The 13,719-nt window shown below is 60.3% G+C and carries 11 protein-coding genes; 5 read left to right on the forward strand and 6 right to left on the reverse strand.

Annotated features, from left to right (window positions below):
* The first annotated feature begins 7 nt into the window (after window positions 1-7).
* The gene (locus BW43_RS24525; RefSeq protein ID WP_032884476.1) at window positions 8-682 is read left to right on the forward strand and encodes a GNAT family N-acetyltransferase; all 675 of its coding nucleotides are present in this window, start codon (window positions 8-10) and stop codon (window positions 680-682) included.
* Window positions 683-685: 3 nt separating this feature from the next.
* Here the strand turns inward: BW43_RS24525 and BW43_RS24520 are convergent, their stop codons facing one another.
* Window positions 686-1,582, reverse strand: a complete 897-nt coding sequence (locus BW43_RS24520) for a homocysteine S-methyltransferase family protein (protein ID WP_032884477.1) — start codon at window positions 1,580-1,582, stop codon at window positions 686-688.
* A 112-nt stretch (window positions 1,583-1,694) separates the two neighbouring features.
* On the opposite strand from BW43_RS24520, the gene BW43_RS24515 reads away from it, so the two are divergent.
* The 3 genes from BW43_RS24515 (at window position 1,695) to BW43_RS24505 (ending at window position 4,755) form a co-directional block, all read left to right on the forward strand.
* The gene (locus BW43_RS24515; protein ID WP_032884478.1) at window positions 1,695-2,516 is read left to right on the forward strand and encodes an ABC transporter substrate-binding protein; all 822 of its coding nucleotides are present in this window, start codon (window positions 1,695-1,697) and stop codon (window positions 2,514-2,516) included.
* Window positions 2,513-3,283 carry an amino acid ABC transporter permease gene (locus BW43_RS24510; protein WP_032884479.1) on the forward strand — a complete coding sequence of 257 codons (771 nt, stop codon included), beginning with the start codon at window positions 2,513-2,515 and terminating at the stop codon, window positions 3,281-3,283. Before BW43_RS24515 ends, BW43_RS24510 begins: the two co-directional genes overlap by 4 nt.
* 161 nt (window positions 3,284-3,444) lie before the next feature.
* The gene (locus BW43_RS24505; protein ID WP_032884480.1) at window positions 3,445-4,755 is read left to right on the forward strand and encodes an autotransporter domain-containing protein; all 1,311 of its coding nucleotides are present in this window, start codon (window positions 3,445-3,447) and stop codon (window positions 4,753-4,755) included.
* 60 nt (window positions 4,756-4,815) lie between these two features.
* Here BW43_RS24505 and oadA read toward each other — a convergent pair whose 3' ends face one another.
* Together oadA and BW43_RS24495 are read right to left on the reverse strand one after the other, a co-directional pair.
* Window positions 4,816-6,624, reverse strand: coding sequence for a sodium-extruding oxaloacetate decarboxylase subunit alpha (oadA, locus tag BW43_RS24500; RefSeq protein WP_032884481.1), 1,809 nt, complete (start codon window positions 6,622-6,624; stop codon window positions 4,816-4,818).
* An 11-nt stretch (window positions 6,625-6,635) separates the two neighbouring features.
* The gene (locus tag BW43_RS24495; RefSeq protein ID WP_003213442.1) at window positions 6,636-8,051 is read right to left on the reverse strand and encodes an acetyl-CoA carboxylase biotin carboxylase subunit; all 1,416 of its coding nucleotides are present in this window, start codon (window positions 8,049-8,051) and stop codon (window positions 6,636-6,638) included.
* 194 nt (window positions 8,052-8,245) lie between these two features.
* Here BW43_RS24495 and BW43_RS24490 point away from each other — a divergent pair, with 194 nt between their 5' ends.
* Window positions 8,246-9,220, forward strand: a complete 975-nt coding sequence (locus BW43_RS24490; RefSeq protein ID WP_032884482.1) for a LysR family transcriptional regulator — start codon at window positions 8,246-8,248, stop codon at window positions 9,218-9,220.
* On the opposite strand, the gene BW43_RS29185 is transcribed toward BW43_RS24490, so the two are convergent.
* From BW43_RS29185 to BW43_RS24480, 3 genes are all read right to left on the reverse strand, one after another.
* On the reverse strand, window positions 9,150-9,347 hold the full coding sequence (locus BW43_RS29185) for a PA3496 family putative envelope integrity protein (protein ID WP_081797576.1): 198 nt from the start codon (window positions 9,345-9,347) through the stop codon (window positions 9,150-9,152). The genes BW43_RS24490 and BW43_RS29185 overlap by 71 nt on opposite strands.
* A gap of 224 nt (window positions 9,348-9,571) precedes the next feature.
* A complete protein-coding gene (gene hexR, locus BW43_RS24485) occupies window positions 9,572-10,438 on the reverse strand; it encodes a transcriptional regulator HexR (RefSeq protein WP_003177007.1) in 867 nt (288 codons plus the stop codon).
* A 161-nt stretch (window positions 10,439-10,599) separates the two neighbouring features.
* Entirely contained in the window at window positions 10,600-13,473 is a 2,874-nt protein-coding gene (locus tag BW43_RS24480) for an EAL domain-containing protein (RefSeq protein WP_032884483.1), read from the reverse strand.
* Between the last annotated feature and the right edge of the window lie 246 nt (window positions 13,474-13,719).

The following is a 13,719-nucleotide window of genomic DNA, read 5'->3' on the forward strand; positions in this document are numbered from 1 at the left end:
GCGCAGCATGTCTACTTCCCTCGCCGACTGGAAAGGCGTCCCGGCGCCCACCGCTCAACTGCTCGAAGGGCGCTTTATCCACCTGGAAAAACTCGACCCGGCGCGCCACGCCGATCAACTGTGGCAAGCCCTCGAAGGCCCCGGCGCCGACCCCAAGCTGTGGGATTACTTGCCGTACGGCCCGTTTACCGAGCGCGCCGCGTTCGATGCGTGGCTGAACAACCACGCGGCCAATACCGACCCGTACTTCTTCAGCATCGTCGACCGCGCGACCGGCCAGGTGCAGGGCATCCTCAGCCTGATGTCCATCGTCCCGGCCCAAGGCCGCATAGAAATCGGGCATGTCACCTTCGGCGCACCGATGCAGCGCTCACCCAAAAGCACCGAAGCGGTGTACCTCTTGGCCAAATACGCGTTCGAGCAGGGCTACCGCCGCCTGGAATGGAAGTGCAACAACGGCAACGCCCGCTCCAAATATGCGGCTGAGCGGTTGGGGTTCAGTTTTGAGGGGGTGTTCCGCCAGCATATGGTGGTCAAGGGGCAGAACCGGGATACGGCGTGGTATTCGATTTTGGATTCGGAATGGCCGACGGTGGGCGCGGGGTTTGAGGCGTGGTTGTCGGAGTCCAACCAAACCGCCTCGGGTCAGGTAAAAAGCCTGGCGCAGTGCCGCCAGGCTTAAGCCTTAGTTCAGCTTCTGGGCCAGCACCGCAATGTGCTCCGGCCCGATCCCGCAGCAACCGCCCAGGTGGCTGGCACCGCGTTTCTGCCAGTCCGCGGCCCAATGCAGGTAGCCCGGCGGATCGAGGTCCTCGCGCAACGGATCCAGGCCATCGTTGGCCGTGGCTTCCTTGGGTTGCGGCGGGAAGGCATTGGCGTAGGCGCCGATCTGGATCGACACGCCCAGACGCTCGAAGGTTTGACGCGCCGCGTCGATGGCCACGCCAATCACTTCCGGCTGGCTGCAATTGAACAACAACACTTGCACACCCAACTGCGCCGCCACTTCGGCCGCGTCTGCCACCGGCTCGCCGGAGCGCAGGCGCGGGACGTCGTCAGTGTCTTCATCTTTCAAGGTAAACGACAGCCAGAACGGCTTGCCATCCTGAGGCAGGCCCGCATGAATCGCCCGCGCCTCGACGATTGAACTCTGAGTTTCCGCCAGCCACAAGTCGACGTGGGGCGCGAGCCCCTGCACCAGTGGGGTGAGCAACTCAGACACGCGCTGTGCTTCAAACAAGTCCGGACGATAGGAGCCAAACAGCGGCGGCAGCGAACCGGCCACCCGCACGTTTTTGCCCGACGCCGTTACCGCACGACGCGCCAATTCGCCGGCCAACGCCGCCAAGGCCTGGCCTTCGGCAGCAAACCGCGCTTCACCGATATGAAACGGCACCACCGCGTAGCTGTTGCTGGTGATCACGTTGGCACCGCTGTCGATATAGGCCGCATGCACAGCCTCCACCGCCTGCGGCGCTTCGCTCAGCGCCAATGCCGACCACTCCGGCTGGCGAAACGGCGCGCCACGGCGCTGCAGTTCACGGCCCATGCCGCCATCGAGAATTACTGTTTCTGCGCCCATATGCTTTTTACTCATAAGCTTATGAAAATAACTCACTATGAGAGTCGTTCTTATAACTATTTAATACGTTCAATTCGCTTCATACCAACTCTTTTTTCTAAAGGTGTCCTTCGTGAAACTTAAACCCCTGCTGGCCCTGGGCCTGATGACACTGGCTGCCTCCACCCAGGCGTTTGGCGGTACGACCCTGGACCGGATCGAACAGAAAAAAGAGCTGGTGGGCGTGCTGATGGAAAGCTATCCGCCGTTCTCGTTTCTCAATGACCAGAACCAGTTGGATGGTTTTGACGTCGATGTGGCCAAGGCCGTGGCGCAAAAATTGGGTGTGAAACTGCGTCTGGAAACGCCATCGTGGGACGTGATCGCCGCTGGCCGCTGGAGCGGGCGCTACGATATTTGCATCTGCTCGATGACCCCGAGCAAGGCCCGCGCCGAAGTGTTCGACTTCCCGGTGGAGTACTACGCCTCGCCGGCCGTGATCGTGGTCAATGCCAAGGACGACCGCATTCACGCCGCCAAGGATTTGAGCGGCAAGAAAGTCGGCCTCACCAGTGCCTCCAGCTATGAAAGCTATCTGAACAAGAACCTGGTGATCGAAGGCGCCGAAGACACGCAACTGCAGTACCCGTTCGAAGAGGTGCAGATCGCGCCGTACGACACTGACAACGTCGCCTTCCAGGACCTCGGCCTCGGTGCTGGCGTGCGCCTGGATGCGATCCTTACCAACCTGGTGACCGCACAGCCTCGCCTGACCCAGGACAAACGCTTCAAGCTTGCTGGCGAACCGCTGTACTCGGAGCCCAACTCGGTAGCTATCGAAAAAGGCGACGCCGCGTGGGACAGCAAAGTGCGTGAGGTGTTTGCCCAGCTCAAGCAGGACGGCACCTTGAGCAAGCTGTCGCAAAAATGGATCGGCGCTGATATCAGCCGATGAGTTTTCGCACGCGGCTTTACCTGACCTGGGCGGCGCTGTTCGCCCTGTTTGCGAGCTTCTTCCTGAGCTTTGACCTGAAGTTCTCGATCATTCTCGACAAGCTGCCCAACCTGGTCGGCCTGCACCTGGCGCCCAATGGTTTCCTGCAGGGCGCGGCGTTAACGCTGTTCCTGTGCCTGTGTTCGATTCTGGTGTCGTCGGCGCTGGGCTTCGTCACGGCACTGGGGCGCCTGTCCAGCAGCGCGGTGGCGTTTGGCATCGCCACCTTCTACGCCTCGTTCTTCCGTGGCACGCCGTTGCTGATCCAGATCCTGCTGATCTATCTGGGCATGCCGCAACTGGGCCTGGTGCCCGGCGCGATCACGGCTGGGATCATTGCACTGTCGCTGAACTATGGCGCGTACCTGAGCGAAATCTTCCGCGCCGGCATCCTCGGCGTGCCCCACGGCCAACGCGAAGCCGCCCTCGCGCTGGGCATGCGCGATAACGCGATCTTCTGGCACGTCACCCTGCCCCAAGCCATGCGCACCATTGTTCCGCCCGCGACTAACCAATTCATCTCGATGCTCAAGGACTCGTCCCTGATCTCGGTGATGGGCGTGTGGGAAGTGATGTTCCTCGCGCAATCCTACGGCCGCTCAAGCTATCGCTACATCGAGATGCTCACCACCGCCGCGATCATCTACTGGGTGATGTCCCTCGCCCTGGAATTGATCCAGGCGCGGATGGAACGTCACTTTGGCAAGGGCTATGTTCGGCGCGGGTAAAGTCAGTAGAGCGGGCGTCGCACCCGCCCCCCTCTGCAAACCGCGCGCCTTATCGCACAAGACCTGGGAAGTCTCCTGCAATCCAGCGGCACTGCGCCTGACATTTATCCCGCCTGAGCATCGCTAAATTCCCCGCCTCAAATATCAAGAGGTGGGCCTACATGCCGTTCATACACAAACAACTCGCACTGGCGATCATGCTGTCGCTGGGTGTCGCGAGTACTCAAGACGCGCAGGCACGGGGCGATATGGAGCCGGACAGCGAATGGCTTGATTGGATTGTCATGCCCGATGAAAGCCGACAGTTCGAACCGGCCGTCCCAGGGCCAGATGACTTCTACTTCGCGGATCGGACGACGAGTCGCAACGGCCTGAACGTCGCCCGCGTGCTCGACGCTGCCGTGGATGAACTGTACGCGTCGGACGAAATCAGCGAACAGGCCAAGGACGAGCTGGACGATTACGGTCAGTACCTGTCCAGCCTTGCACCCGGCCAGGTCGGGGCCGCGCTTGAGCAACTGGCCGGCAGCCAAAACGCCAATCTGGGCACCGCCACGCAAAACGCCCTGAAGCAGTTGAACGCCAGCCTGCTCTCGGCAGTACGTCAGTTAGATATGGACACCCGCGAGACAGGCCGAGTTTGGCTGCAGGGCCTGGACAGCGGCGGCAGGCTCGACGCCCAACACGGCAGTGCCGGCTTGAGCCAAAGCACCCAAGGCGTGCTGCTCGGCGCCGACTGGTCAATCGACCACGCGTGGCGAATCGGTGTGGTGGGCGGCAAGTCCGGCAGCGACTTGAGCACCAAGGGTTTCAAGGGTGAAGTGGACAGCTGGCACCTCGGCACCTACGCCGCACGTCAGGACGGGCCGCTCTCGATGCGCCTCGGTGCGCTTTACAGCAGCCATCGCGGGCAGAACAAACGCTCGGTCGATCTAGGCTTGCTCGACTATCGTGAGCAGCTCAGCGGCAAATACAAGGCCCACAGCCAGAACGCTTTTGCCGAGTTGGGCTATCAGTTGGACGCTGCCGGCTGGCGCGCCGAGCCCTATGCCGCCGTCGGTTTCCAGCGCTACCAGCGTGATCGTTTCGAGGAAAAAGGCGGCTACGGCGCGCTGAACGTTGGCGCACAAACCCAGCAAAACCTCAGCAATACCTTCGGCGTGCGTGTCTCCCAAGACTTCGCGCTGGGCAACCGCATGACCCTCAAACCGCACCTGAGCAGCAGTTGGAAACACCTGTATGGCAATGTCGACAGCCGCGTGCGCCAGTCCTTCGTCCATGAAAAACGCGAGGACTTCAACAGTGAGTTCACCATCGGCGGCACGTCTCTTGACCGCAACAGCCTCGCGCTGCGCACCGGCCTGGACCTGACGCTGTCGGCCGAACACAGCGTCGGCCTGGCCTACACCGCGGAATTTGGCAGCAACAGCCGCAACCAGGGTCTGACGGGCCAGTGGGCGATGGCGTTTTAAAGGCGAAAAAAAAGGGGGCACATGCCCCCCGAGGATTAAACGTTAGTGTCGAAGGCTGTATCAGCCTTCGACTTCAATCAAGATTTCGCCAGGGTTCACCCGGTCGCCCTTGGCCACATGAACAGCGGTCACCTTGCCGGCAATCGGTGCCTGCACTTCGGTTTCCATCTTCATGGCTTCGGTAATCAACACCGCCTGACCGGCCTTGACCACGTCGCCTTCCTTGACCAGCACGTCAACGATATTGCCCGGCATTGCGGTGCTGACATGGCCCGGCTCGCTGGCCTGCTTGCGCTTGCTGCTGCCGCCGCCGACAAATTCGTTGAGCGGCTCGAACACCACTTCTTCCGGCATGCCGTCGATGGACAGGTAGAAATGACGCTTACCTTCGGCTTTCACGCCGACACCGGTGATGTCCACGCGGTAGCTTTCGCCGTGTACGTCGATGACGAACTCGGTCGGCACACCTTCGCCACCGGCACGGGCTACGCCGCCGGCTTCAGGGATGGGTAACAACACTTCCGGGGCCAAGGTGCCGGCGTCGCGTTCTTCGAGGAACTTGCGGCCGATGTCCGGGAACATGGCGTAGGTCAGCACGTCTTCTTCGGATTTGGCCAATGCGCCGATTTCTCCGCGCAGCTTGGTCATCTCTGGCTTAAGCAGGTCGGCTGGGCGCACGTCGATCACTTCTTCGCTGCCGATGGCCTGGCGACGCAACTGCTCGTTCACAGTGCCCGGCGCTTTGCCGTAGCCGCCTTGCAGGTAAAGCTTCACCTCATTGGTGATGGTCTTGTAGCGCTCACCGGCCAGCACGTTGAAGAACGCTTGAGTGCCGACGATCTGCGACGTTGGCGTGACCAGCGGCGGGAAGCCGAGGTCTTCACGCACACGCGGGATTTCGGCCAGTACTTCGCTCATACGGTTGAGGGCGCCCTGCTCTTTCAACTGGTTGGCCAGGTTGGAAATCATCCCGCCCGGTACCTGGTTGACTTGCACACGGGTGTCGACGGCGGTGAATTCGCTTTCGAACTGGTGGTACTTCTTGCGCACGGCGTAGAAGTACAGACCGATCTCTTGCAGCAGTTCCAAGTCGAGGCCGGTATCGAATTCGCTGCCTTTAAGGGCGGCGACCATCGACTCGGTACCCGGGTGGCTGGTGCCCCAGGCGAAGCTGGAGATGGCCGTGTCGATATGGTCGGCACCGTTTTCGATGGCCTTGAGTTGGCACATCGCGGCCAAGCCGGCGGTGTCATGGGAGTGGATGAAGATCGGCAGGTTCTGCTCGGCCTTCAGCGCCTTGACCAGCTCGCCGGTGGCGTATGGGGTCAGCAGGCCGGCCATGTCCTTGATCGCGATCGAATCGCAACCCATGGATTCCAGTTGCTTGGCCTGCGCCACGAACGCGTCGATGGTGTGCACCGGGCTCGTGGTGTAAGCGATGGTGCCTTGAGCATGTTTGCCGGCGGCTTTTACGGCTTCGATGGCCACGCGCAAGTTACGCACATCGTTCATCGCATCGAAGATACGGAACACATCGATGCCATTCACTGCTGCCTTGGCGACGAAGGCTTTCACCACATCGTCGCTGTAATGGCGGTAGCCCAGCAGGTTCTGACCACGCAGCAACATTTGCAGGCGGGTGTTAGGCAACGCGGCGCGCAGTTTGCGCAGGCGCTCCCACGGGTCTTCTTTCAGAAAGCGTACGCAGGCGTCGAAGGTCGCGCCGCCCCAGACTTCCAGGGACCAGTAGCCAACTTTGTCGAGCTTATCGCAGATCGGCAGCATGTCGTCGGTACGCATGCGGGTCGCCAGCAACGATTGGTGGGCGTCGCGCAGGATGGTGTCAGTAACGAAGATTTTCTTGCTCATTATTATGTTCCTCACAGGCCTGCGTGGGCGGCGATGGCGGCGGCGATGGCCAGGGCCAGCTCTTCGGGTTTGCGCTTGATCGAGTAGTTGGTCAGCTCAGGGTGGCTTTCCACAAAACTGGTGTTGAACTGGCCGCTACGGAATTCCGGGTTACGCAGGATTTCCTGGTAGTAGGCGGCGGTGGTCTTCACGCCTTGCAGGCGCATGTCGTCCAGGGCACGCAGGCCGCGGTCCATGGCTTCTTCCCAGGTCAACGCCCACACCACCAGTTTGAGGCACATGGAGTCGTAGAACGGTGGGATGGTGTAGCCGGTATAGATAGCCGTGTCAGTGCGCACGCCGGGACCGCCGGGCGCGTAATAACGGGTGATCTTGCCGAAGCTTGGGAGGAAGTTGTTTTTCGGGTCTTCCGCGTTGATGCGGAACTGCAACGCGAAGCCACGGTGCTGGATGTCTTCCTGTTTCACCGACAGAGGCAGGCCCGAGGCGATGCGGATCTGCTCACGAACGATGTCGATCCCGGTGATTTCTTCGGTGATGGTGTGTTCCACCTGAACCCGGGTGTTCATTTCCATGAAGTACACCTCGCCCTCGGCGAGCAGGAACTCCACGGTGCCGGCGTTCTCGTAGCCCACGGCCTTGGCCGCGCGCACCGACAGGTCGCCGATGTAGGCGCGCTGTTCAGGGGTCAGCTGTGGGCTTGGGGCGATCTCGATCAGCTTCTGGTTGCGACGCTGGATCGAGCAATCGCGCTCGAACAGGTGCACCACGTTGCCGAAGCTGTCACCGAGGATCTGCGCCTCGATGTGCTTGGGATTGACGATGCATTTTTCCAGGAACACTTCCGCCGAACCAAAGGCCTTGGTGGCTTCGGAGATGACGCGGGGGAAGGCTTGTTCAAGTTCTTCGCGACTGTTGCAACGACGAATCCCGCGACCGCCACCACCCGAGGTGGCCTTGAGCATCACCGGGTAACCAATGCGGTCGCCTTCGGTGAGGGCTTCGGCGATGTCGGCGACGTTGCCTTCGGTGCCTGGCGTGACCGGCACGCCGGCTTTGATCATGCTGCGGCGCGCTTCGGTCTTGTCGCCCATGCGGCGGATCACTTCAGCGGACGGGCCGATGAACTTGATCCCACGCTCAGCACAGATGTCTGCCAACTCGGCATTTTCCGACAGGAAGCCATAGCCAGGATGCAGCGCATCACAACCGGTTTCCACGGCCAGGTTCACCAGCTTGCGCGGGTTTAGATAACCGGCCAAAGGCTCGGCACCAATGCTGTGAGCTTCGTCGGCACGTTTAACGTGCAACGCGTGGCGGTCGGCGTCGGAATAGACCGCGACCGAGCGAATGCCCATCTCGGCGCAAGCACGCACGATTCGTACGGCAATTTCACCACGGTTGGCGATCAGGATCTTTTTTATCACTTGGAAATTCCCTTGAGCCGATTGCTGCGTTCTTCGACCCCTGGAGCTGGGTCGGCGCGTGACTAAATGTTTCATGACAGTCGCGAGACACACACTAAGCCCCAGCAGGGATTAACAAAAATCAATAATTATTGGGTTGTGTATAAGTAAAGACTTATAGTCACCGCATTACGGCCGGGATGGGTATTTGAATTATGCGTAAGTCATTGATGCGTATGACATTGCGTCAATTGCAGATTTTCAATGAAGTGTGCGATTTACGCTCTTACAGCCGTGCAGCCGAGGAAATGTCTCTGACACAACCGGCCGTCAGCCTGCAAATTCGTCAGCTGGAGGAGCTGATCGGCCAGCCGCTGTTCGATTATGTGGGTAAAAAACTCTACATGACCGAGGCCGCCGAGGCGCTGCAACGGGCCAGTCGTGACATCTTCGGGCGCCTGGAAAACCTCGATATGCAGCTGTCGGACATGCAAGGTTCATTGCAAGGTCAGCTAAAGCTCGCGATTGAATCCAGTGCCAAGTATTTCGTGCCGCACCTGTTTGCCGCGTTCAAGCGTCAGCATCCGGAAGTACAACTGCACCTGACAGTGGTCAACCGCGCCCAGGTGATCCGGCGTCTTTCCGACAACCGCGACGACCTCGTGATTATGTCCATGGTGCCCCAAGACATGGGGTTGGAATTCCTGCCGTTTCTCAACAATCCGATTGTTGCCGTCGCTCCACCCGATCATCCATTGAGTCTGCAGGGGCCACTGCGTCTGCAAGACCTGGAGCCTTACACACTATTGGTGCGCGAACCGGGCTCCGGCACGCGACTGGCCTGCGAGGAGTATTTCAAGGAGAAGCGCGTGCACTTCACCCAGACGGTGGAAGTGGCTTCGGCCGAGGCGCAGCGTGAATGCGTGTGCGCAGGCTTGGGCGTGGCTTTGCTGACGCGCCATGCGGTGAATATGGAACTGGCCACCGGCGGGCTCAAGGAGCTGCCGGTGGAAGAGCTGCCGCTGTACCGCAGTTGGTGCCTGGTGCAAGCCAAGGCCAAGCGCCTGTCACCGGTGGCCCATGCGTTCCTGGGCTTTATTCGCAGCGAGCGTGTGCAAATCAGCGCGCTGGCTGAACGCTTCGCTGGGCAGCCGCGGGTGCCTGCCAGTGGAGTTCTGGGTAGTCACTGATGCTCTGGAGCAGTTGGCGCTCCTGGCAACGGTCTTCAATTGCGCGACGGAACGCCATGCGACGCTGGTCTTCCTGCTGACGACGGGTCTTTACAGTGCTGTTGCTGTCTTCGTAGGGACGGGCCATTTGGTGTCTCCCAAATCGAGTACGGGGAGTACAGGATGGGTCGTAGCGATGACGGTTTAACGGCGCGGGGGTTACAGGACGATGAATCTTCCGAATAGGTAAACAATCCCAATGTGGGAGGGGGCTTGCTCCCGATTACAGTACATCAGCCGATTTCTCTTTGACTGACCCACTACTATCGGGAGCAAGCCCCCTCCCACATTTTGAGCGTGTATGGCCCTGGATCAGTCGTCGAGGGCTTTGACGGACTTGGGCGACAACCGCAGGCTACGCAAGCTGCGCTTCACACTCTTGAGGTGGTTGACCAGGCTCGGTCCGCGCGCCATGGCCACGCCCATCGCCAACACATCGATTACCACCAGATGGGCGATGCGTGACGTCAGAGGCGTGTAGATCTCGGTGTCTTCATGCACGTCGATCGCCAGGTTGACTGTGGACAGTTCGGCCAACGGCGTCTGGCTCGGGCACAGAGTAATCAACGACGCGCCGCTTTCACGCACCAGATTGGCGGTGATCAGCAGGTCCTTGGAGCGGCCCGACTGGGAAATACAGATCGCCACATCCGTCGGCTTCAAAGTCACCGCCGACATCGCCTGCATATGCGGGTCGCTGTAAGCCGCTGCTGTCAGCAGCAGGCGGAAGAATTTGTGCTGGGCATCTGCCGCCACCGCGCCGGACGCACCGAAGCCGTAGAACTCCACACGCTGGGCCTGGGACATGGCAGTCACGGCTTTTTGCAGCTCCACCGGGTCGAGTTTCTCGCGCACTTCCATGAGGGTGTGCAAGGTGGTGTCAAAGATCTTGAGGCTGTAATCGGCGACGGAGTCGTCTTCATGGATTGCAAACTGACCAAAACTGGCACCGGCGGCCAGGCTTTGGGCCAATTTGAGTTTCAGGTCCTGGAACCCGGAGCAACCGATGGCGCGGCAGAAGCGCACGATGGTGGGCTCGCTGATGCCAACGCTGTGGGCCAAGTCGGCCATGGAACTGTGCATCACAGCCGCAGGGTCAAGCAGCACGTGATCGGCAACCTTGAGTTCCGATTTGCGTAACAGGTGGCGCGACTGGGCGATATGTTGCAACAGGTTCAAAGGACGGACTCTTGTTATTGGCAGGGCCAGGGGATGTAGCAAGCTTGTAGTTATACTACAAGAATTGTCGTTTTGCCCGTCCGACGCATCACTTAATTGCCCTGCCACCCTCATATTCAAAGGCCAGGAGCTTTGTAGCCACTCCGGCGCCCTTGGCGTCGCTAAGGATAATCTGCATTTTTCCGTAACAATTCTGCCAACCCGTCAGCCTGCATCGGCCGGCTGATCAAATACCCCTGCACTTCGTCGCAACGCTCCGCCCGCAGGAAATCCAGCTGCTGCTGATCTTCCACGCCTTCGGCCACGACCTTGAGCGCCAAGCCGTGGGCCATGGCGATAATCGCTCGGGTGATGGCCGCATCCTCGCGCCCCTGTCCGAGCCCACGGATAAAGGTCTGGTCGATTTTCACGTAGTCCACAGGGATGCGCTTGAGGTAGCTGAGGGACGAGTAACCCGTGCCAAAGTCATCGATGGCAAGCTTCACCCCCAGGTCACGCAGTTGCTGGAAAGTAGCGATGATGTGTTCAACGCTGTCGAGCAGTTGGCTCTCAGTCAGTTCCAGCTCCAGGTATTGCGGGTCCAGGCCGGTTTCTTCCAATACTTGGCGCACCAGGCTGACCAGCTTGCCCTGGCGCAATTGGTGAACCGAGAGATTCACCGACACCCGAATCGAAGCCAACCCCTGGCGCTGCCATTCACAGGCTTGCCAGCAAGCCTCGCGCAACACGAATTCGCCCAGCGGCACGATAAGGCCCGTTTCTTCGGCCAGGCCGATAAAGTCGCAGGGCGGCACCATGCCCCATTGTGGATGCTCCCAACGCACCAACGCTTCAGCAGCATTGAGCCTACCGGTGGCCAGGCACAGTTTCGGCTGGTAGAACACCGAAAGCTGGCGCTCCTCGATGGCTTTACGCAGATGGTTTTCCAACTGCAGGCGCTCAAGGGTGCTGCCTTGCAGGCTGTCGGTGTAGAACTGGAAGTTGTTGCCGCCCAGGTGCTTGGCGTGTTGCATGGCCATATTCGATTGGTTGACCAGCTCGGAAATTTCACGCGCATTGTCCGGCAGCAAACTCACGCCCATCGAAGCGCTAACCACCAGCTCATGCCCCTCCACCGTCACCGGCACTCGCAGCTTGGCCAGCAGCCGCGTGGCCACCCGCGCCAGGCTCGACAGGCTACCGTAGGCGTCGAACAAGACAGCGAACTCATCGCCGGACAGGCGTGCAATGGTGTCGGCTTCGGGCAAGGCATTGATCAACCGGCGGGCCATCTTTTGCAGCAACTGATCGGCCACCTCATGACCCAAGCTGTCATTGAGCAGCTTGAAGCGGTCCAGGTTGATATGCAGCAACGCCAGACTGCGCCCGCCCTGGCGCACGCGCTGGTGGGCTTCGCGCAGCCGTTCGCGGAAAAGCGAGCGGTTGGCCAGTCCGGTCAATTCATCGTAGTGAGTGAGGTAGCGCATGCGCTCCTCGGACTCGCGCCGCGCCGACAGATCAGCGAAGAAGCCCACGATGTGACTGACTTTTCCACGAACATCGCGCACAACATTTAATTGCAGCCACTGCGGGTAAAGCTCGCCGTTCTTGCGTGTTTCCACCAGTTCACCCTGCCAGGTGCCGTGACTGAGCAAAGCTTGGCGGATCACCGGGAAGTGACGGCGGGCATCGCGGCTGCTGGGTAGCTCCACCACGTTGCGACCAAGCATGTCATCGATGTCAAAGCCGGTGACGCGACTGAAGGCCTGGTTGACTGCGATCAGCGCGTAATCCGGGTCGAGGATCACGATGCCTTCGCTGGCGGCTTCGAACACCGTCGAGGCCAGCCGCTGTTGTTCTTCGAGCGCCTTGCCGGCACTGATGTCGCGCCGCGTACCGAGCATTCGAATCACTCGCCCGCTCGCAGCGCGCTCCACCGCGCGGCCACGGTCTTCGATCCATACCCAGTGACCATCGCCATGGCGCACGCGGTATTCCACCTGGTAATCCTCGGTGCGCCCCTTGAGGTGCTCCACCAACGCGCGTTTGAGCAACGGTAAGTCATCCGGGTGCAAGCGCGGTTTGAGGTGGCCGAGCATGGCCGTGACGTACTCCGGCTCCAGGCCGAACAACTCTTTGAGCTGGGTGTGATGGACTTCGTCGGTTTGCAGGTTCCAGTCCCACAAGCCCAGTTCGCTGGCTTGCAACGCCATGGCCAGACGCGCTTCACTTTTATTCAGGGCCAGGCTGGCGACGTCCAACTCCTGACTACGTTGCGCCACACGGTCCTGCAGGCCGATCTGGGCTTCGCGCAGCTCTTGCTCGACCTGACGGCGCTGCTCGACTTCACGCACCAAATCCTGATTCAACTGTTCGCTGCGCTGCTGCGCCTGCTGGAGATGCTCGATCAGCGCCTGGTTCTGGAAACGCCGCAGGAGTTCACGCTGGATCAGGCGGTTGACCTGCCAGGCCACCAGGTTCAGCGACACCAGCAGGATCAGGCCGAGCACACCCCAACCTTGTTGCTGCGGGCTACCATCCCATAACAGGTAGACAATAGACGGCACCAGGCACGGCACAGCGAAGGATAGAAACGCCGGCAGGCTCACGGCGTAGGCCACGCTGGCCGATAATGTCGCCGCGCCGATCAGGCCGAACACCCAGGCTTGCTGCATGAAGCTGTTAACCGGCGCCAGGGCGATGGCCGCAGTGGCCAGCGTCAGGCCACTGACCGCCGAACCGAGCATGAACATGCGCCGCCACACCGGCTGCGCCTGTCGGCTTGGCATCGCCGAATCAAACGCCGCCACCTGGATCACGCGCATGGCCACCAGGGCGAGGAGCCACACCAGCCAGATGCTGTCGAGCAGGTATTGTTTGGGGTTCCACAGCAGCCAGGCGCATACCAGGCCGTTCACCAACATTAATAGGGTCGGCAGCAGCGAACCTTGATACAACAGGCGAGTGCGCTCGACCGCCATCTCAGTGGCGTAGTGTTTATGGATAACCTGCGCAGGCGCCATCGAGGGGCCAGGCAGGTCGGTGCTGAGGGTCATAGGCAGTGTTCTTATAATGGTGAGCCCGAAACGTGGACGGAGCATACACAAGCAAACGCTTGGGCCAAACTGCTCCACGTCATAAAAACTGCGTGGTCACACGCCGCAAAGCTCGGTGCCAGACGGCTTCAGCGAGACCCGGCGCGGGCTGTGGGCATTGACCGACCGGTCATCACCCTGAGCAGAATATTGAGCCGGCCCGGATCACGTTGAATATTTTCCATCGACCACCCGGCATTGGGATTT

The sequence above is a fragment of the Pseudomonas sp. RIT357 genome, from assembly GCF_000632245.1.
In the GTDB taxonomy this organism is placed as follows: Bacteria; Pseudomonadota; Gammaproteobacteria; order Pseudomonadales; family Pseudomonadaceae; genus Aquipseudomonas; species Aquipseudomonas sivasensis.